This is a genomic window from Sphaerisporangium rufum, assembly GCF_016863395.1.
Lineage (GTDB): Bacteria > Actinomycetota > Actinomycetes > Streptosporangiales > Streptosporangiaceae > Sphaerisporangium > Sphaerisporangium rufum.
The window spans coordinates 55,661-75,725 of sequence record NZ_BOOU01000014.1 but is presented as its reverse complement, the minus strand read 5'-3'; the positions used below and the strand labels follow the sequence as shown (position 1 = coordinate 75,725).

General features: G+C 72.5%; 13 protein-coding genes. 3 read left to right on the top strand and 10 right to left on the bottom strand.

Features of this window, described 5'->3' with window-relative positions:
• Window positions 1–40: 40 nt before the first annotated feature.
• The 10 genes from Sru01_RS05925 to Sru01_RS05880 form a co-directional block, all read right to left on the bottom strand.
• Window positions 41–1,423, bottom strand: a complete 1,383-nt coding sequence (locus Sru01_RS05925; protein WP_203982842.1) for a cytochrome P450 — start codon at window positions 1,421–1,423, stop codon at window positions 41–43.
• Window positions 1,420–1,959 carry a flavin reductase family protein gene (locus tag Sru01_RS05920; protein ID WP_203982841.1) on the bottom strand — a complete coding sequence of 180 codons (540 nt, stop codon included), beginning with the start codon at window positions 1,957–1,959 and terminating at the stop codon, window positions 1,420–1,422. The genes Sru01_RS05925 and Sru01_RS05920 overlap by 4 nt, the downstream gene beginning before the upstream one ends.
• Window positions 1,960–1,992: 33 nt before the next feature.
• On the bottom strand, window positions 1,993–2,421 hold the full coding sequence (locus Sru01_RS05915) for an acyl-CoA thioesterase (protein WP_203982840.1): 429 nt from the start codon (window positions 2,419–2,421) through the stop codon (window positions 1,993–1,995).
• 3 nt (window positions 2,422–2,424) lie between these two features.
• Complete coding sequence (locus Sru01_RS05910) at window positions 2,425–8,214, bottom strand: type I polyketide synthase (RefSeq protein ID WP_203982839.1); 5,790 nt, start codon at window positions 8,212–8,214, stop codon at window positions 2,425–2,427.
• Window positions 8,211–9,197 carry an enediyne biosynthesis protein gene (locus Sru01_RS05905; protein ID WP_203982838.1) on the bottom strand — a complete coding sequence of 329 codons (987 nt, stop codon included), beginning with the start codon at window positions 9,195–9,197 and terminating at the stop codon, window positions 8,211–8,213. Before Sru01_RS05905 ends, Sru01_RS05910 begins: the two co-directional genes overlap by 4 nt.
• A gap of 5 nt (window positions 9,198–9,202) precedes the next feature.
• The gene (locus Sru01_RS05900) at window positions 9,203–11,170 is read right to left on the bottom strand and encodes a CRTAC1 family protein (RefSeq protein ID WP_203982837.1); all 1,968 of its coding nucleotides are present in this window, start codon (window positions 11,168–11,170) and stop codon (window positions 9,203–9,205) included.
• Window positions 11,167–12,150, bottom strand: a complete 984-nt coding sequence (locus Sru01_RS05895) for a DUF1702 family protein (RefSeq protein ID WP_203982836.1) — start codon at window positions 12,148–12,150, stop codon at window positions 11,167–11,169. Before Sru01_RS05895 ends, Sru01_RS05900 begins: the two co-directional genes overlap by 4 nt.
• A gap of 340 nt (window positions 12,151–12,490) precedes the next feature.
• Window positions 12,491–13,483 (bottom strand): DUF1702 family protein, encoded by a 993-nt coding sequence (locus Sru01_RS05890; protein WP_203982835.1) that lies wholly within the window; start codon window positions 13,481–13,483, stop codon window positions 12,491–12,493.
• Between the two features lie 316 nt (window positions 13,484–13,799).
• Window positions 13,800–14,615 (bottom strand): AfsR/SARP family transcriptional regulator, encoded by an 816-nt coding sequence (locus Sru01_RS05885; protein WP_203982834.1) that lies wholly within the window; start codon window positions 14,613–14,615, stop codon window positions 13,800–13,802.
• A gap of 634 nt (window positions 14,616–15,249) precedes the next feature.
• Complete coding sequence (locus Sru01_RS05880) at window positions 15,250–16,680, bottom strand: MFS transporter (RefSeq protein WP_203982833.1); 1,431 nt, start codon at window positions 16,678–16,680, stop codon at window positions 15,250–15,252.
• A 137-nt stretch (window positions 16,681–16,817) separates the two neighbouring features.
• Here Sru01_RS05880 and Sru01_RS05875 point away from each other — a divergent pair, with 137 nt between their 5' ends.
• From Sru01_RS05875 to Sru01_RS05865, 3 genes are all read left to right on the top strand, one after another.
• Window positions 16,818–17,414 (top strand): TetR/AcrR family transcriptional regulator, encoded by a 597-nt coding sequence (locus Sru01_RS05875; RefSeq protein ID WP_203982832.1) that lies wholly within the window; start codon window positions 16,818–16,820, stop codon window positions 17,412–17,414.
• 364 nt (window positions 17,415–17,778) lie between these two features.
• Window positions 17,779–19,236 carry an MDR family MFS transporter gene (locus Sru01_RS05870; protein WP_239136982.1) on the top strand — a complete coding sequence of 486 codons (1,458 nt, stop codon included), beginning with the start codon at window positions 17,779–17,781 and terminating at the stop codon, window positions 19,234–19,236.
• Between the two features lie 207 nt (window positions 19,237–19,443).
• Entirely contained in the window at window positions 19,444–20,049 is a 606-nt protein-coding gene (locus tag Sru01_RS05865) for a hypothetical protein (RefSeq protein ID WP_203982831.1), read from the top strand.
• The last annotated feature ends 16 nt before the right edge of the window (window positions 20,050–20,065 follow it).

The following is a 20,065-nucleotide window of genomic DNA, read 5'->3' as shown; positions in this document are numbered from 1 at the left end:
CCCCTCCGGCCGAGGGGGCGGGCTCGGGTCGTGGCCGGGGTCAGCGCGCGGCGTGCACGGTCATCGGCAGGCCGCCCTTCACCCGCAGCGACAGCATCGGCTCGGGGACGACCCGCTGGCCGGGCACCGTGGCCAGCCGCAGCTCGCGGGCCACCATGGCGATGACGAAGGTGGCCTCCATCATGCCGAGGTGGTTGCCGACGCAGAACCGCGGTCCGGCGCCGAACGGGATGTAGGCGTACCGGGGCCGGCCGGACGGCCGGTCGGGGTCGAACCGCTCGGGGTCGAACGCGTCGGGACGCTCCCAGAACGCCGGGTGCCGGTGCAGGGTGTACGGGCTGATCAGCACGTCGGCGCCGGCCGGCACGTGGTAGCCGCCCACCTCGTCCTCGCCCTGGGCCTCGCGCGGCAGCATCCACACCGGCGGGTACAGGCGCATGACCTCCTCCACCACCATCGCGGTGTACCGCAGGCGGTGCAGGTCCCCGTGCTCGGGCAGCCGGTCGCCGAGCACCTCGACGGCCTCGGCGTGCAGCCGTTCCCGGACCTCGGGGTGCCCGTCGATCAGGTGGAACGTCCAGGCCAGCGTGCTGGCGGTGGTCTCGTGCCCGGCGAGCAGCAGGGTGACCAGCTCGTCGCGCATGCGCCGCCGGCCGACCAGCGGGTCGGCCTCCTGCCGGGTCGAGGCGATCAGCCGGGAGACCACGTCGTCCCCGTCCGCGCCGCGGGCCAGCCGGTCGGCCTCCAGGTGGTCGACGATGCGCTGCAGCTCGGCGCGGGCCCGGCGGAAGCGCAGCTGCCGGGGCAGCGGCACCCACATCGGCACCTTGCTGAGCGTGACCAGCTCGAACATGGCCTGGTCCTGCACCGCCTCGAACGAGTGGCCGATCGTGCCGAACGCGCCGAGGTCGGCGTCCAGCAGGGTGCGGCCGAGCACGCCCAGGCTGAGCGCGGTCATCTCCTGCACCACGTCGACCGGCTCGCCGCCGACGCGCGAGCGTAGCCGGTCGACCATGGCCGCCGCCTCGGCGGCGATGATGCCGTCCATCCGGGAGATCCGCTTGTTCTGGAACACCGGCTGGATCATGCGGCGCTGCTTGCGCCACAGCTCGCCCTCGCTGGTGAGCAGGCCGTCGCCGATGGCGCGGCGGGCCTGCACCAGGCCGACGCCCTTGTGGTAATTGCCGCTGTTGTCGGCCAGCACGTGCTTGGCGTGGTCGGGGTGGTTGAAGAAGTACAGCTTCTTCGGCCCGATGGACAGCCGGGCCGCGTCGCCGTACGTCGCGGCCAGCGCCATCAGCGCCAGCCGGTCGCCGGCCAGCTTGCGGAACAGGCCCGGCGCCGCCCATGGGGACGGGCCGGGCGGCACCCGCCGGCCGTCGGAGGACGGCCGGGCGGATGCCTTGGCACCGGTGAGTGTCACGCGGGCACCTCGCTCCAGTCCGGGCTGAGCTGCCGGAACTTGCCCTTGAAGACGAGCAGCGCGTCCCGGTCGGTCTGCTGGTGCAAGGTGAGGATCTTGCCGATGAAGATGGTGTGGTCGCCGCCGTCATAGGTGCGCCACAGCTCGCACTCGAAGCTGGCCAGGGTGCCGTCCAGCAACGGCACCCCGGTCAGCCCGCCGGGCAGCCAGTCGACGTCGTCGAACTGCGCCGCGCCGAGCGTCCGCCAGCGGTTGGCGAAGTGCAGGGCCGCGTCCTCCTGGTGGGCGGCGAGCACCGACACCCCGAAGTAGCCCGTCTCGGTGAGGCACCGGTGCATCACCGCGCCGCGGTCGACGCAGATCAGCACCAGCGGCGGGTCCAGCGACACCGAGGTGAAGGAGTTGGCGGTCATGGCGTGCGGGGTGTCCCCGCCCGTCGTGACCACGGTGACCCCGGTGGCGAAGGTCCCGAACGCCCGCCGCAGCGACCTGGCGTCCGCCACCGGGCGGACGGTTGTGGAATTGTCGACGTCCAACGCTGTCCTCCTGGCTTCCGGTCCGGCGCGCGGCTACGCGGCGTACGGTTCGAGCGCCTCGGCCAGGGCGTCGGGCACCCTGGCGGGGACGGTGCGGGTGTTGGGCCCGCGCATGCACGCCACCCGCTGCCGGCCGCGGGCGATGAGCGTCTCGCGGTCGCCGGGGTCCAGCCGGACGTAGTCGAAGCTGAACTCGACCTGCGTCTGGCCCAGCTCGACCAGGCGCATCCGGATGGACAGCTCGTCGAACGCGGTGATCTCGGCGAAGAACTCGCAGTCCACCTTGAGGGTGAACAGCTTCAGGTCGTCCTGCAGGTCGGCCAGGACCTCCGGGGCCCGCTGCTTGAGGAACATCTCCCGGCAGCGTCCCTGCCAGCGCAGGTAGTTGACGTAGTAGACGTTGCCCACGATGTTGGTCTCTTCGAAGCCGACCGTGTGCAGGTATTCGTAGTACTTGCCCATGGCCTACGACCGCCCTTCGGTGAGGATGGCGAGCACGACGGGCTCCGGGGCGTCCCGGAGGGTCGTGACCAGCGTCGAGACGCGCACGCCGCCGGCGGCGAGCACGACCCAGGGGCCCCGGCCCGCCTCGGTGGCGGTGATCGGGGCGGTGTCGGGCGATCCGGCGCCGGCCAGGCAGGCGGCGGCGGCCAGCACCCGGGCGCCGGCGGTGTCCGGCCCCTCGCCGGTGCGCGCCGAGATCTCCCCGGCGAGCGCGGCGTGCGGGCCGAGTTCCTGGCCCCACTGCTCCTCGGTGCGCGCGGTGACCGCGGCGACCGCGCAGCCGGTGGTGCCGGGCGCCACGACGCACAGGGTGAGCCCGGCGCCGTGCGCGACGGCGGCGGTGCCGGTGCCGGCGAGCTCGTTGACGCCGTCCGGTAGCCCGGCGGCGTCGACCGGCCGGCCGACCGCGCGGCCGGCGGCGACTGCCGCGCGGGCCCGCCGCGCGTCGGGGGCACCGGCGTCGCCGGCGGCCGGGTCGTACGGCTCGACCGCCACCGCGGCCCGCACGCCGGTCAGGTCCTCCAGCGTCCGCTCCAGGTAGGAGCCGAGCAGCGGGGCGACCCACGGCCCGCGGCCGTCCTTCTTGCGCACCGCCTGCAGCCGCAGCCCCGACCAGCGTTCGACGACCTGCCCGCCGGCGTCGCGCACCGCGATGTCGTACAGGTAGGTGTCGCCGTCGCGGGACCGCTCGGTGGCGCAGTAGCGCAGCTCGCCGGTGCCCTCGGCGGTGGTGCCCGCCGAGTGGATGCGCTCGATCCCGGTGGGCAGCAAGGTGGCGTCCGGCACGCAGACCTGGTTGCCGTGCATGAGGGCGTCGCGCATGCCCGGGTCGGCCAGCAGCAGCCCGCCGGGCAGGAAGCCGGCGAACCAGTCGCCGGACGCCTCCGCCGCCACGTCGGCGTCGACGTGCCGGGCCGCGGCCCGGTGGTAGCGGCGCAGCCGGTGGAACCGGCCGCCCTGGAACAGCACGTCCCCGTACATCTCGGTCCGCGGGTCCAGGGGCACCGCGGGCAGGCCGTCGCCGGCCTGGTCCGGGGCGCCCTGCGGGGCCGGCTCGCCGGTGTAGCGCAGGGTGGCCCGGAAGTGGTCGACCTCGTAGCCGGTCTCCGCGCTGCGGATGGCCGCCGCGACGGTGCCGTCGTCGACGACGGTGGCGGCGATCCGGATCGCGGTGCTGCCCTCCGGCGGGATGATGATCGGCCGCAGGAACTCGGCGTCCTCGATCACCGGTGCCGCCTGGTGCCCGGTGGCGGCCGCGGCCACCTGGGCCATGGCCTCCATGCCGAACACCGCGGGGAACAGCAGGTTGCCGTCCAGCAGGTGGTCGGCCAGGTAGAGGTCGGTGCCGGCGCTCATCTCGGCCTCGGTGACCAGCTCGACGCCGTGGTAGCGCACCAGCGGCTTGTCGACGAACCGCAGCAGCGGCAGTTCCGGCAGGTCGTAGCGCACCGTGTCGATGCCCTCGGTGCGCCCGCTGATCACCACGACCGGCGGCACGTCCGGGTCGGCGACCAGCCGCCGCATGATCCGCACGCCCTGCTCGGGGGAGATCGGCGAGATGCCCTTGCGGGCCAGGCCGTCCACCACCGAAAGGCGCTCGCCCATGCCGACGTCGGACCAGACCGACCACTCCATGCAGATGGCGCGGCAGCCGGGGTTGCGCTCCCCCACCTCGCGGGTGAGGTCGGCCAGCCAGTCGTTGGCGGTGGCGTAGTGCGCCTCGCCGTGCAGCCCGGCCCGGCCGATGATGCTGCCGAACGACACCAGCAGCCGCAGCCGGGACTCGTCGACCGCGGCGAGCACGTTGCGCAGGCCGTCGATCTTCGGGGCGAAGGTGCGACGGAACGCGGCGGCGTCCAGCGTGGTGATGCCGCCGGGCTCGTTGCGCCCGGCGCCGTGCAGCACGGCGGTGACCGGGCCGAGCGCGGACTCCAGCTCGGCGACGGCCGCGCGCACCTGGCCGGCGACGGTGACGTCGGCCCGCGCGTAGTGCACGGTGACACCGGCGTCGGCCATCCGCCGCAGGTTGGCGGCCAGCTCGGGGTCGCCGGCCGGGTCGGACCGGCCGAGGACGGCCAGCGCCGCGCCGGTGTCCTGGGCCACCGCCAGGGCGCACTCGGCGGTGATGCCCTTGCCGCCGCCGGTGACCAGCAGCACGTCGCCGGAGCCGAGCGGCTGCTCGATCCGCGGCGCGCCGACCGGCAGGGCCCGCATGGTCGGCACCCGGCGGGTGCCGGCCTCGTCGTAGAACGCCTCGGCGAACCGGGTGGTCGCCGCCACCTCGGCCACCACCAGGTCCACCGCCGCCGGGGTGGCCGGCACGTGCACGATGGTGGTGCGCAGGTGCGGCGCCTCCAGCTGCAGCGTCTTGGCCAGGCCGGCCGCGCCACGGTCGTGCTGGACGACGACGAAGCGGGTGCCCGCCTCGGCGCCGGCCGCCACCTTGGCGGCCTCCAGCGCCTGCGCCAGGTGCTCCTCGGCGCAGCCGGCCGGCAGCACCACCACGATGCCCGAGCCGACCTTGCCGCTCTCCAGCGCCTGGTGCAGCGGCTCGGCGAGCGGCGAGCCGCCCGGCGCGTACAGCCGCCACCGGCCGTTCTCCTGCGGGGAGGTGCGGGCGGGCAGGCGCAGCACGTCGGCGTCGACGGCGAACGCCCGCGCCCACGGCGCGGCACCGGCCACCACGGCCGGGGCGGCGTTCCCGGCGGCCGAGGCGTCGGCGGCCAGCGCGTCCAGCGCCTCCGACAGCTCGCGCAGGCTCGCGGTGGCGAGGTTGGTCGGCGCGTGCGAGGCGGGCACGCCCAGTTTCTGGGTGGCCTGGTCGATGATGTGCATGACGGTGACCGAGCTGAGGTGCAGCTCGTCCAGCGGCCTGCTGTCGGCGCCGACCATCTCCAGCGGCAGCTCGGCCCGCTCGGCGGCCAGCCGGCGCAGCAGGTCGATGCTCGACTCCGGGGCTCCGGCGGTGGCCGGTCCGGCCGTCGCGGGGGCCTCGGCGGCCGGCGCCTCCGGCCGGACGACCACGCCCTCGATGGTGACCGTCGGGGCCTGCTCCACCGGGCTCTGGAAGAACGAGAACTCGGTGCCGACCGCCAGCGGCCGGACCAGCCGGCCGTGGAACAGCTCCTCGTGCGCGACCGGCACGCCGGTCACGTACGCGGCGCCGGCCACCCGCAGCAGCCCGGCGATCGACTCGTCGTCGGTGTCCAGCGCGATGGCGGGCACGTCGGTGACCGACGCGGCCAGCGTGCTGAGCACCCGGCCCGGGCCGACCTCGACCAGCAGGTCCATGTCCTTGGCCGCGACCTCCACCGCCTGGGTGAACTGCACCGGCGCGGTGATCTGCCGGCCGAGCAGCGCGGGGAGGTCGGTGTCGGGCTGCAGCACCTCGCCGGTGACCGTGGAGACGATCTGCCGGCCGACCGGGCCGAACTCCTCGCCGGCCAGGTGCTCGCCGAACGCCTCGGCGGCCGGGGCGACCAGCGGCGAGTGGAAGGCGTGCGACACCGCCAGCCGGGTCCACTTGACCCCGGCCGCGGTGGCGCGGGCGCCGAACTCCTCGATCGCGTCCACCGGCCCGGCGACGACGGTCTGCTCCGGGCCGTTGTAGCCGGCGATCACCACCGGCAGGTCGCCGGTCAGCTCGGTCACCGTGTCCGGCGTGGCGCGCACGCCCGCCATGGTGCCCGAGGCGCTGTGCCGGGTCATCGCCTCGCCGCGCGCGGCGGCCAGCCGCAGCAGCGCCTCCTCGGTCAGCGCGCCGGCCCACTGCAGGGCCGACAGCTCGCCGAGGCTGTGGCCGACCGCGACCTCGGCCTCCACCCCGATCAGCGACAGGGCCCGCAGACCGGCCATCGAGCCGGTGACGATGCGCGGCTGGGCGACCGCGGTGGCCACCATGTCGCCGCCGGTGGGCAGGCCGGCCTGGAGGTAGATCTCCTCGACCTCGGCGAAGCGCCGGCGCAGCGCGCCGCCGCTGGTGCCGCGGCCCGAGCCCTGCCCGGGGAACAGGAACCCGACCCGGCCGGGGCCGTCGGCGTGCCCGAGGAAGGCGCGGCCGTCGGCGGCCAGCACCCGGGTGCTGCCCGCGTCCAGCGCCTCGACCAGCTTGGCCAGCTGCTTCTCGGCGTCCTCGGGGGAGGTGACCACCACGGCGGCCCGCCAGGGCAGGTCGCGCAGCTCGCCGCGCAGCGTGGCCGCCAGGTCGGCGAGCTGGGCGTAGGACACCGCCGGGACGAAGCCGGCCAGCTCGGCGAGCCGCCCGCGCAGCTCCTCCGGCGAACCGGCGTCGGCGAGCAGCAGCTCGGCGTCCTGCAGCGCGCCGGCCAGCATCCGGGTCCGGGATGGCACCCGCCGCCGCGGCCCGGTCTTCTCCAGCACGACGTGGGTGTTGATGCCGCCGAAGCCCATCGCGGTGATGCCGGCCCGCACCGGGGCGCCGTCCGGCCACGGCTCGGCCTTGCGCAGCGCGCGCAGCTTCGCCGACTCGTCGGTGAGCACGTCGTGCGGCTCCACGCAGCCGATGGCCGGCGGCAGCACCTGCTCGTGCACCGCCATCGCCGCCTTGATCAGGCCGGCGATGCCCGCCGCGGCCTTGGCGTGCCCGATCATCCCCTTGATGGAGGTGACCGCCGCCCGCCCCACGGTGGGGTCGGCCTCGGCGCGGGCCTGCGACAGCGCGGTCAGCTCGGTGGCGTCGCCGACCGCGGTGCCGGTGCCGTGTCCCTCGAACAGCTCGACGGTCTCGATGCCGAACCCGGCCCGCTCGTAGGCGCGGCGCAGCGCGAGCTTGTAGCCGCTGACCTCCGGGCGGGTGATGCCGCCCTTGCCGTCGGAGGAGATGCCCCAGCCGGCGATGGTCGCGTAGACGCGGTGCCGGCCGGCGACCGCGTCCTCCTCGCGCATCAGCACGATCATGCCGCAGCCCTCGCCGGGCCAGAAGCCGTTGGAGCGGCGGTCGTACAGCCGCATCTCGCCCTTGGCCAGCGCGCCGGTCTTGGCGAAGCCGACGATCTCGAACGGGTCGATGGACAGGTCCACCCCGCCGGCCAGCGCCACGTCCACGTCGCCGTCGATGAGCGCCTTGCAGGCGGTGGTCACCGACAGCAGCGAGGAGGAGCAGGCCCCGTCGACGGTGTAGCCGCCGCCGTTGAGGTCGAAGTGGTTGCAGATCCGGCCGGCGATGGTGTTGGACAGGCCGCCGGCCAGGGTGTCCTCGTCGATGGAGGGGAACGGGCTCTTGTAGGTCTCCTCCAGGCCGGCCAGGAAGGTGGCCAGCCGGTCGTCGTCCCAGCCCTGCTCCTTCAGCGCGGCGCCCACCGTGCGGCGCACGTACGGCCAGCGCAGCCGCATCACGTTGGCCCGGGTGAACTCGCCGGTCAGCGTGTTGCCGACCACCACGCCGGTGCGCTCGCGGGGCAGGCCCTCGGCCTTGGGGAACCCGGCGTCCGCCAGCGCCAGCCCGGCCATGTCCAGCGCGAGCCAGTGCGTGAGGTCGGTCGACCGGTAGGTGCTGCCCGCGATGCGGTAGCCCAGCCGGTCGAACTCGTACCCCTCGATGACCGCGGCGGTGCGGGCGTAGAAGGTGTCGGGGTGCGCCGGGTCGGCGTTCCAGTAGTCGTCCAGCCGCATCCGCACGTCGGGCAGCCTGCGGAACGCGCGGCGGCCGGCGAGAGCGTTCTCCCACAGCTCCCGTGGCGAGGCGGCGTCCGGGTAGCGGCACGCCATGCCGACGATCGCGATCCTGCTCATACGGTCGCGACCTCTTTCCCGGCGGCCGGAGCCTTCTCGATGGGCAGCTCCGCGACGGCGCGCAGCGCGGCCTCGCGCTCGCGCTGCTCGCGGGCCTTGTTGACGAAGTGCAGGCCCCAGAAGAAGCCGCCGCGGATGGCGCAGATGCCGGCGGTGGCGAAGAACAGGGCGTAGGAGATGTGCACCGCGGTGAGCACCCCGTACAGCAGGGCGATGCTGCCGCCGAAGACCACCTGGGATGCGGGCCGCGACGGGCTGGTGCCCGGGTCGGTGACCATGTAGTTGCTGTAGAGCACGAAGGCGACGCCGGTCATCATGCCGAGCGCGGCGGGGATGGAGGTGTCGAAGAAGATCCCGCGCACGACGGCCTGGAGGACGAACACGCCGGCCCAGCCCATGATCAGTGGCATCCGGTTGGTGAGCTTGCCATTGAGCATCGTGCCGCCGAGGATGATGATGCAGGGCACCAGCCAGTCGATCCAGGTGTCGACGTTCTCGGTGAAGTGGTACGGCGGGGCGATGCTGGCCCACGGGAAGACCAGCAGGATGACCGCGATGCCGAAATTCGACGGGTTCATGTAGTGCCGCATCCGGCCCTTGACCGGGGCGCGCAGCACCCACTTGGCGCCGACCGCGACGGTCACGCCGAACAGCAGCACCAGGATCTGGTCGTTGACGTAGATCAGCATGTTCATCGCCAGGCTGGTGATGTGCGCCGGGTACAGGAACTGCACCAGCCCCTTCAGGCCGCCGCCGGCGTACCGGGGCGCGCGGCCCTCGACCTTGGCGCCGATCCACTCCAGGCCGAGCTCGGTGGCGTAGCCGGTGGCCAGCGCGGCGAACGGCCAGGTCCACGGCTGCTCGAAGCCGAGCAGGGTGTAGCCGACGATGTTGAACACCGTGATGGAGATCGCGAAGTTGCGCAGCGCGGTGATGACCTTGGGGTCGTGGCGCGGTGGGGCGCTGGGCTTGTTCTCAGCCATGTGGATCACTTCTCCTTGGCCGTGCTACCGAGGACGAGCGTGTGGCGGCCGGGGGCGAGCTGGAGCTCCTGCTCGTGGGCCTGGCCGTTACGGTCCCGCCAGTTGATCTTGACCGGGATCGGGCCGGTGACGTTCTGGCCGAGCCCGAGGTGGACGTCGGTGGTGCGCCGGCCGGAGTGGCCGCTGCTGCCGTCGACCCGGCCGACGTACATCCGGCCGTCGGGGGTCTTGGCGCACACCTGGGCACCGGTGACCGGCGAGCCGGCCGCGGGCAGCGCGCCCTCGGCGGCGGGGGTGTCGCGGACGAGCTTCAGGTCGAGGTAGGCGCCGGTGGCCGGGCTCTGGTTCTGGTAGAACACCGGCTCCTCCCACTGCCGGGCGACCGCGAAGTCCAGCCGGCCGTCGCCGTCGGCGTCGCCGGTGGCGATGCCGCGGGTCGGCACCGGCACGGCCAGGCCGAGCTCGCGGGCCAGGTCGACGTAGCGGCCCTCGGGGCCCTTGACGAAGAAGTGCAGCGTCTGGTGCCCGCCGATGTCGTCACCGGCGTTGGCGTTCGGCCACCAGAACGGGTTCTGCAGCAGCTGGTCGTTGGCGGTGGCCAGCTCCTGCAGCTGCGGCCAGCGGTCGATCTGCCCCTTGACGAAGCCGGTGGCCTGCGCGATCGCCGGCTCGCCGCCGTTGTTGAAGTCCTCGATCTTGATGTCCCAGCCCCAGCCGGACCAGGCGGTGCCCGCCGCGGCGCTCTCGTCCTTGAACGGGGCGACGCCCTCGCGCAGCTTGGCGCGCATGTCGCCCTGGTTCTTGGCGGTCGCCATGAACTGGAAGTTGCTCTCCTCGATGCCCCACGAGGTGGTGATGTTGCTGACGAACATGTCGTACAGGCCGTCGTGGTTCAGGTCGCCGAAGTCGACGCCCATGCCCTTGAAGGAGTCGTGGCCGACGGTCTTGGACTTGGGGATGATCGGCGAGCGGACGCCCTCGACCGGGGACAGCTTGATGTGCCCGGGGGTGGAGCGGTTGTAGAACATCCGGTCCGGGCCGAAGTCGTTGGCCAGGTACAGCTCGGGCAGCAGGTCGCCGTCCAGGTCGGTCGCCGAGGCGCCGAGCTCCCAGCCGCGGGAGGCGGCGTCGGGCAGCACGTTGTCCAGCTTCTGGTAGCTGACCGCCGGGCTGTCGCCGGCGCTCGCGCCGGTCCAGCGGAAGAAGTGGTCGGTGCCGCCGTTGTGGCCGTTCGACATCGAGTGGTTCATGTGCACGCCGCCGCTGACCGTGGAGTCCAGCACCGGGCCGTCGGCGAAGTAGTTGCCGATGAAGATGTCGTCGTGGCCGTCGCCGTCGAAGTCGGCGACCGTCGCGGCGTTGGTGTTCCACTGCGCGCCGGTGTAGACGCCGCCGGTGGAGTTCGGGCCGGGCACCAGCTCGGTGGCCTGGTAGGCGGCGGCGTCCAGCTTGGCCGCCCCGGTCTTGGCCAGGTACACGATGGGCGTGCGGCCCCACATGTAGACCAGCAGGTCCAGCCGGCCGTCCTCGTTGTAGTCACCCGGGACGCAGCCCATCGGCGCCATGTGGTCGTTGACCGGCAGCGCGGAGGGGTCGAGGGCGAACGGCGCGTACCGTCCGGCGCCCACGCCGGGGGCCGGGGTGATGACGGCCTGGTCGATGCGGGTGTCCACCAGGCACAGGTCGTTGGACAGCCCGTCGCCGTCCAGGTCGTTCATCGCGATGGCCGCGCCGACCGAGGAGATCCAGGCGTCGATGTGGGTGTAGTCCTTGTTCACCTTGCGGATCGTCTGCTGCTTGTATCCGCTTGGCAGCGCGATGGACAAGGGCTTGAACGAGTACTTGGACGCCAGGTCGGCGGTCTCGGCCGCGGAGTACGAGGGCAGCCGGGCGATCAAGAAGACGCTCGTGACCAGCACGAGGGCGACGATTCCCGGTAGCTGCCTGCGCAGCCAGCCAAGGGTCGCAGTCACGGGCTAACACCTCCAAAAGAAACGAATTGGTCGGCGATGCGCTGCCGCCACACCTCGTAGGCCGGCACATCACCCTGGATCGGCTGGTCGGGACGTGATTGGTTGCTGACCCGCGCCGCCTGCTCGGGCGGCAGGCCGCACAGCACGCGGGTCGCGGTCTCGGTGGCGGGCACCACCAGCCCGGGGCGCACCCGGGCCTCGGCGGCGAACGCCGACCCCTGGGCGAGCTGGCCGCGGTACGGGCCGGCCCGGTCGCGGAACGCGCGCAGCTCCGCCTCGTCGGCGCCACAGGCGTAGGTGGCGGCCAGCCCGGTGCCGGCGTACAGGTCGGCCCGCCGCGACTCGGGGAACCGCTCGATCATCGAGGCCACCCGGTCGGGGTCGGTGCCGCCGACGAACCACAGCGCCCGCCCGATGCCCTGGTCGATCGCCCGGTTGGCGTACCCGGGCGGGCCGTCGGCCGGCCACGGGAAGTGCGGGTCCTGGTACTGCTCGTGCACGTACTGCCGGGTGCGGAAGTAGGCCTGGTGGAAGCCGTAGCCGTCCAGCGCCAGCCAGCGCAGCAGCGGGTCGGGCAGGTGCAGCCGGGACCACAGGAACCTGGGCAGCCGGGCCATCGCCCAGCCCACCCCGACGTAGACGAGGTAGACCTGGGCGTCGCCGCCGGGCCGGGCGAGGAACCCCTCGACCTTGCGGCCGGTGGACAGCGGCGTCGCGTCCAGGATGCCGAACGCCATGCCCGCGCCCTCGTAGGCGAAGCCGCGCCACCGGGGCGGGATGGCCTCCAGCCGCTCCTCGGCCTCGGCCGGGGTGCGCGCCTCGGCCGCGTAGGCGTAGCCGGTGAGGAACATCTCGCCCACCGTCTCCAGCAGCTCGCGCGCCTGCGGGCTCTTTTCGTGGAAGCCGCGGGTCTGGAGTTTCGTCTCCCGGACGTTCGGCGTGATTATGCGGCGTCTGAGCGCCCGTAGACCGCTGGCCAAAACACCTCTCCCTCCCCGGAGTTTTCCCTTGTCATCGGGACGGTCTGTGGTTAAATCAAGCCATATGTCGCGGATGTGAATCCACTTCGGTCGTGCTCAGCGGAAACGCCGGATAATTCGAGCAAGCCGCGATAAAGGCGCCCGGTTGAACGGCGCGATGGCACGCCGGACGGCGGGCCGTCCGGAAATCCCGGCGCCCGCTCTTTCCCGAACCGAGAGTGGCGGCCCGCCGGTCACCCGGCGCGGCGCCGCCGCGTCCATGCGCCCGCCGGGCGGTTCAGGCCGGCCGGCCGGGCGGTTCAGACCGGCCGTCGGGGGCTGGGCCGGCCGGCGGGAGGGCTCAGGCCGGCTGGCGGACGGTGGACGGCGCGAAGTGGGCGCGCACCCCGCCGCGCCACAACTCGTACGCCGGCACCTCGCCCGCGGCCTTGTCCACCGCGGTGGCGTCGGCCAGCGCGACGGCGCCGTCCACCGACAGGTCGGCCAGCACCGACAGCGCGACCTCGGTGTGCCGGGGAACGTGGCCGGCGAAGTGCCGCGCCTTGGCGGCGAACACCGAGCCCTGGGCCAGCTCGGCGTAGTGCTCGCCGCTCTCGCGGCGCAGCACGGCCAGCGCCTCGGGACCCGCGCCGCCGGCGAAGGTGGCGGCCAGCCCGACCCCGCTCCACAGGTCGGCCCGCCGCCCGGCGGCGAAGCCGCGCACCCGGGACGCGACATCGTCCACCAGGCCGCCGTGGATGAACCACAGCGCCCGGCCGATGCCCTGGTCACAGGCGCGGGTGAAGTAGTCGGCCCGCCCCTCCCACGGGTAGGGGTCCAGCGGGCGCTGCCGGTCGACGTACCGCGCGGTCTCGAAGTAGGCGCGGTCGAAGGCGTAGCCGTCCACCGCCAGCCAGCTCATCGTGGGGTAGTACGCCGACCCGGTCAGGTCCGGCATGATCTTCTTCCACAGCGGCCGGGGCAGCCGGGCCATGGCGAACCCGATGCCGATGTAGGTCAGGAAGATGTGCGGCTGCCCGGAGCCCATCAGCAGGTCGCGGGTCCAGTGCCGCCGGCCGCGGCCCATGGCGTCCAGCACGGTGAACCCCATCGTCGCGCCCTCGTAGGCGAAGCCGCGCAGTTCCGGGTCCACCATGGCCAGCCGGCGCTCGACCTCCCACAGGTCACGCGCGTCGATCGCCCACTCGAAGCCGGTGATGACCGACTGGGGAATGGCCTCCAGCCGGCGGGTCGCCTCGCTCGGGGTCACCGGGAAGCCCCGCTCGGCGAAGGTGACCTCGGCCAGCGAGGGCGTCAGCACGAGCCTGCGCAGGGAACCAAGAAAGGTCGGCATACCAATGCTCCTCAGCCATCACCGGCGGGAACGGCACTCCAGCCGGACCCTTTCATGGTGGTATGAGGCCAAGTGCGGCACATCTCCCGTCGTGCGGACGCGCCCCGGCGGCCGGCCGGACGGGGTGCGGTAGGGGGAGCACGCCCGGTGCCGCACGGAGGGACGGCACGGAGGGACGGCACGGAGGGACGGCACGGAGGGACGGCACGGGGCGGGCGGCGCGGGGGCGGGCGGCGAAGAGGGGCGGCGCGGGGCGGGCGCCACCCCTCGGGATCGGGCGGGCGGTCCCGGCGGGCGGTCGGCCGGGACCGGCCGGTCAGCGCGCGAGCACCGGCTGGGGCGCCCGGCGGACCGGACGCTCGCCATGCGCGGCCGGTACGGGGGCCGGGACGGTGACGGGCGGCGGGACGGTGACGGCGGCGTGCTCGTCGCCGTACATCATGATCGGGTCGTGGTTGAGGATGGCCTGCTCGTACCGGCGCAGCGCCGGTGAGGGTTCGATGCCGAGGTTGTCGGTCAGCCGGCGATGGAACCTGCGGTAGACGTTCAGCGCGTCGATCTGCCGGCCGGACCGGTAGAGCGAGATCATCAGCAGCTTGCAGAACTGCTCCTGCAACGGGTTCTGCGCGAACAGCTCGGTGAGCTCGGGCAGCACCTTGGCGTGCCCGCCGTCGTCCAGCTCCAGCTGGTAGAGCAGCGCCAGGGCGGCGTTGCGCGCCTCCCGGTACTTGCCGGCCGCGGTCTGGCAGAGCGGCCCGCCGACCAGGCCGCCGTAGACCGGGCCGCGCCACAGGGCCAGCGCCTCGCGCAACTCGGCGATCTCGGTGCGCAGGTCGCGGCGCAGCCCGCTCTCCACCCGGGCCCGGATCGTGCCCACCGCGTTCAGGAACCGCCAGGCGTCCAGCTCGCCGCGGTCGACGGCCAGGACGTAGCCCGAGACGCTGGTGGTGAGCCGCGACTCCCGGCCGGGCTCCAGCCGGCACAGGCTGCGCCTTAATCGGCTCACCTGGGCCTGCAGGGCGTTCTCCACCTTGGCCGGCGGAGTGGTGCCCCAGAGCTCCTCCATCAGGGAGTCGACGGTGACGAGCGTGCCGCCCGACACCAGCAGCGTCGCCAGCAGGGTCTGCTGCATCGTCCCGCCGAGGCGGACGAGTTGGTCATCGCTGCGAATCTCAATGGAACCTAGGATCGAAAAGGCCAACATGATTGCTCCCCGCAAACGCCAGTTCATCCGATCGGATTACCACCGGGAAAAATACCCCGCTCCTTTCTCTCGCGCGCGCCGCCCATCACGGAAACGCCCCTCCCGGGTAATCGGCATTTATCCGTATACTTATACGCCGGTACGAATATAAAATAATTACGGCTTAAATCTAGCATGCGGCCCACAGGCTGTCCAGACCGCCCCGCTATGAAGGAAATGTCCAAATATGGAACTTCATTAGCCGCCGGCCATCCATCCGGCGGATCCGGCAGCCCGCCCGGTGAAACGCCCAGCTCAGGCCGGGTAACCCGATGACAACGGACGCCGGATATCTGATTTCTCAGCCAACCTCAAATAAATGGCGATCACGCCTTCCCATTCGCTCCGCACGGCCCGCGAATGGGTGCGGCCCCTTTGCCGCGCCGGTTCCCGGGCCGGGCCCGCCGGTTCGCCGGACGGGCCCGGCCGGGAACGCCGCCCCGCCCGTCAAAGCAGGGTGCCCGGCGACGGGCGGGGACCGTCGCCGGGCACATCTAGCGCAGCCGCTTCCCCTCCCAGACGCTCAGGCGGTGACGCGGCGCCGATATCGGACCATCCCCGCCGCGGCGACCGCGGTGATGAGGATGGTGATGGCGGTGACGGTCCACAGGCCGGCCCGGTAGCCGCCGAGCCCGCCGTCGGCGAAGACGCCGAGCATGGTCGCGATGACCGCGATGACGATGCCGGTGCCGACCTGCGAGGCCGCGTTGAACAGGCCGGAGGCCAGGCCCTGCTCGTCCTCGCGGGCCGAGCCGACCGCGGCGATGTTCAGCGCGGGGTAGGCGGCCGCGAAGCCGAAGCCGCCGAGCAGCTGCTGCACCAGCAGGATGACGATCGGGTCCACCTTGCCGATCAGCAGCACCCAGGCCAGGTAGCCCACCGCCAGCATCGCCAGCCCGGTGAAGGCCACCGGCCAGGCGCCGTACCGGGTGACCGCCGCGGCGCCGAAGCGCGCGGTGGCCGCGGTGAGCACGCCGCCGAGCAGGAAGGCCAGGCCGGCCTGCAGCGGGGACCAGCCGAGCACGTCCTGGTAGTACAGGGTGAGGACGAACTGGAAGCCGACGTAGGCGCCGAACATCAGCATGCAGAAGTTCGCCCGGGACAGCTGGGGCCGCCTGAAGATCGTCAGAGGCACCAGCGGGGTGGGGTGGGTCCGCTCGACCACCAGGAACAGCGCCAGCAGCACCGCCGCGACGGCGAGCGAGCCGAGGGTGAGCCCGTCGCCCCAGCCGACGACCGAGGCCCGGCTGACCGCGTACACCAGCCCGACCGCGCCGCCGGTGACGGTGATCGCGCCCAGGATGTCGATGCGCTGCCCGTTGCTCTCGCGCGGCAGATCCGCCGGCACCGCCACCATCGCCGCCACGATCACCAGCAGGCCGACCACCGACGGCAGGAACAGCACCAGCCGCCAGGAGATCTCGGCCAGCACGCCGCCGAGCACCAGGCCGAGGGAGTAACCGGCCGACACGATGGCGAGGAAGGTGCCGAGTGCCTTGTTGCGCGCGTCCGGGTCGCGGAAGGCGTCCAGCAGGATGGCCATCGCGACCGGGGCGGTGAAGCCGGCGCTGATGCCCTTGAGCAGCCGCGCGACGACCAGCACCAGGCTGCCGTCGGTGAGGCCGCCCACGAAGCTCGCCACCACGAACACCGCGAGCCAGCCGATCAGCAGCTTCTTGCGGCCGAACAGGTCGGCCAGCCGGCCGCCGAGCAGCAGGAAGCCGCCGAAGCCTAACGCGTAGGCGCTGACCACCCACTGCAGGGTGTCGGGCGACATGCCGAGCTCCTGCTGCACCAGCGGCAGCGCCGGGCCCATGCTGGCGATGTCCATCGCGTCGAGGAACTGCACCGCGCAGACCACCGCGAGCAGCAGGCCGGCGTTCCTGATCCGGCTCCCGACGTGCGACGGGAGATCGCGCGTGGCGGCCCGCGCGGCCGAGGATGTCTCCGTCATTTTCACACTCCGATCCATGCTTCGCTTTTTGGACCGGTCGGTCCCGGACCAGTCGGTCCATTTTTAGCGTAGGCTGGAGGAGCTGTCAACGACACGTGTCGAGGCGGGGAGACACACGGAGCGAAAGGAGTCATGGAGTGGCGAGAACGCCAGCGCCCGGCACCCGCCGGCGCATCATGCTGGTCGCCTCCCGCCTGTTCCGGGATCACGGCGTGCGTGCCGTGGGGATGCAACAGGTCATCGACGAGACCGGCCTGGGGAAGAGCCTGCTGTACCGGGAGTTCCCCAGCAAGGACGAGCTCGTCGCGGCCTGGCTGCGGGAGAGCGACGAAGAGTGGTGGCGAATCGCCGAGGATGCGATCGACCGGCACACCGGTGACCCGGTGCGGCGGCTGTTCGCGCTCGTCGAGCTCACCGCGGAGAGCGCCCGCTCTCCCGGCTTCCACGGCTGCGTCTTCTACAACACGTCCTTGGAGTTCCGCGACGACGACCACCCGGGACGGCGGGAGGCACTGGCGCACCTGCGCCGGATGCGCGACCGGCTACGCGTCCTGGGCATGGAGGCCGGCGCCGAGCGTCCGGATGACCTGGCCGACGCACTCATGCTCGTCATCGGCGGGCTGTACGTGAGCGCGGCGGCCCTCGGCCCCGACGGCCCCGCCAGGGTCGCGGTCAGCACGGCCGAGACGCTCATCCGGGAGCACTGCCCGGTCCCGGCCGCCGCCGGCGCCTGACCCCGGCCCCAACCGGCCGCCCGGCGCCCAGAGACCCACGGTCCCCGGGCGCCGGGCGCGCCACGTCCCGCACCGGCCAGGAGTGAGCGTCCCCCGCTCCGCCGGGAGCGTGACGTTCGCCACAGTGCGCGGCGGCGATGATCACGACATATCATCCCAGAAGCGGACGATCGTACCTCCGCGGATCGCGCCAGAGCCGAAAACCTGGTGAATCCGGGGGCGATTGTCGGAATGCTGGGGGCGAACGATGAGTTTTGTCGGTGGTGCCCGTCAGTCTTGCATGACCACGACTTGTTGTACGTCGCCCGGCCGTGACGGCCGGACACACTCCCACGTCATGTCCCACCACCCCGATCGAGGTACCGTGTCCAGCCCAGTGCTCGACTCCCCCGCCAAGCCCGAAACCCCCGTCAAGGGTCGTACTCCGCCGGTGATCCGCCTGCTGGTGCTGGCCACGTTCGTCGTGATCCTCAATGAGACGATCATGGTGAACGCGATTCCACGACTGATGGTGTCGCTGAACATCACCGAGCAGAGCGCGCAGTGGCTCTCCACCGCCTTCATGCTCACCATGGCCGCCGTGATCCCGATCACGGGGTGGTTCCTGCAACGGGTGTCCACCCGCCACGCGTACGCCACCGCGATGGGCCTGTTCCTGCTCGGCACCGCGCTCGCCGCGGTCGCCCCGACGTTCGCGGTGCTGCTGGGCGCGCGCATCGTCCAGGCGTCCGGCACCGCGGTGATGATGCCGCTGCTGATGACGACGCTGATGCAGGTGGTCCCCCCGACCGACCGCGGCCGGGTGATGGGCAACGTCAGCCTGGCCATCTCGGTCGCGCCCGCGATGGGGCCGACGGTCTCCGGGCTGATCCTGCAGTTCGGCTCCTGGCGGCTGCTGTTCGTCGTGGTGCTGCCCATCGCCGGTCTGATCACCTGGGGCGGGCTGCGGCAGCTGAAGAACGTCGGCGAGCCGCAGTACAGCACCATCGACTGGGTCAGCGTGGTGACCGCCGCGCTCGGCTTCGGCACCCTGGTCTACGGGCTCAGCCGGTTCGAGGGCGGCGAGGTCGGCCTGGCCTCCACGATCGTCGCGGCGGGCGCGGCCATCATCGCGGTCTTCGTCGTCCGTCAGCTGGTGCTGCAGAAGCGCGGCGTGCCGCTGCTGGACCTGCGCACGCTGCGCCACCGCACCTACACCGTGGCGCTGATCATGATGTGCGTGGCCTTCATGGCGATGCTCGGCTCGATGATCCTGCTGCCGATCTACCTGCAGAACATCCGCGGGCTCAGCCCGCTGCAGACCGGCCTGCTGGTGATGCCCGGCGGCCTGGCGATGGGCCTGCTCGGCCCGAGCGTCGGCCGGCTGTTCGACCGGTTCGGCGGCCGCGTCCTGGTCATCCCGGGCGCCATCGGCATCGCCCTCTCGCTGACCGGCTTCACCCAGGTCACCATGACCATGCCGTTCTGGCAGCTGCTCGGGATGCACGCGCTGCTGATGGTGAGCCTGGCCGCGAGCTTCACCCCGCTGTTCACCCTGGCCCTCGGCTCGGTCCCGCCGCCGCTGTACCCGCACGCGAGCTCGATCCTGAGCACGCTGCAGCAGGTCGCCGCGGCCATCGGTACCGCGCTCGTCATCACCGTCATGGGCGCCCGCGCCGACGCACTTCGGTCCACCGGGGCGACCGACGTGCTGGCCGCTCTCGGCGGCATGCGGATGGCGTTCATCGTCGGCGCGGCGCTGTCGCTGATCGTGATCGTCACCGCGCTGATCCTGCCGGCCCGGGTGGACAACGACGGCGCCGAGTTCCACGGCGGCCACTGACCCGGCCGCCCGGAGGGAACGGACGCTCCGCTCCTCCGGCAGCTGAAGCCCTCGCACGAAGCCCCCGTAGCGCGACCGCTACGGGGGCTTCGCCTTTCACCCTGGTGAGGTTCCGCCATGGAACGATGCTCGCCCGGAACGGGCCGACCTATGCTGGAAACGCAACCTGAGCCACATGTCGCAGCGGCCTGTCGGGATGGGAGCGCCATGAAGCCCACGGTGGTCAACCTCATGCGGTACCTCGGCGGTCTGGCGGCGCTGTGGGGCATCGCATACGTGATCAACGGCATCACGCAGGCCGGCGCTTACGTGCGCATCCAGGTCAACCCGGCTGCCGGGACGGCCGACCAGTTGCGGTTGAGCGGCGTGAACATGCCGTACGGCGTCAAACTGGACACCGACCAGTTGCCTGTGCACGCGTGGGGCTCCACGGTCCTCGAACAGGCGCTCTCGCGTGGCGATGTGCTGCTGGCCGGCCTGTGCGCGTTCGCCGGCGCGCTGCTGCTCGAACGACTGCTCATGACCTTCCTCCAGGGGCGCCCGTTCGCCCCCGGCAACGCCGCCAAGGTGGGCCGGCTCGCCGCCCTGGTGGTGGTCGCCGGCGTGGGCGGCCCGCTGCTGCCGACGATCGCCGCCTGGATGGCGCTCAACCGGACCGCCCTCGCCGGAACCTTCACGGCGGCCTACGACTTCTCCCCGGTCCCGCCGGCGATCGGCCTGATCCTCACCGCCCTCGCCGTGTTCATCCGTAGCGGCCGGACACCCGAGGAAGAGCTCACCGCGCCCCGGCTGAGCCGGACCACCGGTTCCTGACCAGCGCGGGATGGAG

What these genes read in the sequence shown, in the direction of transcription:
- Sru01_RS05915 (WP_203982840.1), bottom strand. Translation starts at nt 2,421, where the DNA reads ATGGGCAAGTACTACGAATACCTGCACACGGTCGGCTTCGAAGAGACC.
- Sru01_RS05880 (WP_203982833.1), bottom strand. Translation starts at nt 16,680, where the DNA reads ATGACGGAGACATCCTCGGCCGCGCGGGCCGCCACGCGCGATCTCCCG.
- Sru01_RS05885 (WP_203982834.1), bottom strand. Translation starts at nt 14,615, where the DNA reads ATGCAGCAGACCCTGCTGGCGACGCTGCTGGTGTCGGGCGGCACGCTC.
- Sru01_RS05890 (WP_203982835.1), bottom strand. Translation starts at nt 13,483, where the DNA reads ATGCCGACCTTTCTTGGTTCCCTGCGCAGGCTCGTGCTGACGCCCTCG.
- Sru01_RS05905 (WP_203982838.1), bottom strand. Translation starts at nt 9,197, where the DNA reads ATGGCTGAGAACAAGCCCAGCGCCCCACCGCGCCACGACCCCAAGGTC.
- Sru01_RS05910 (WP_203982839.1), bottom strand. Translation starts at nt 8,214, where the DNA reads ATGAGCAGGATCGCGATCGTCGGCATGGCGTGCCGCTACCCGGACGCC.
- Sru01_RS05865 (WP_203982831.1), top strand. Translation starts at nt 19,444, where the DNA reads ATGAAGCCCACGGTGGTCAACCTCATGCGGTACCTCGGCGGTCTGGCG.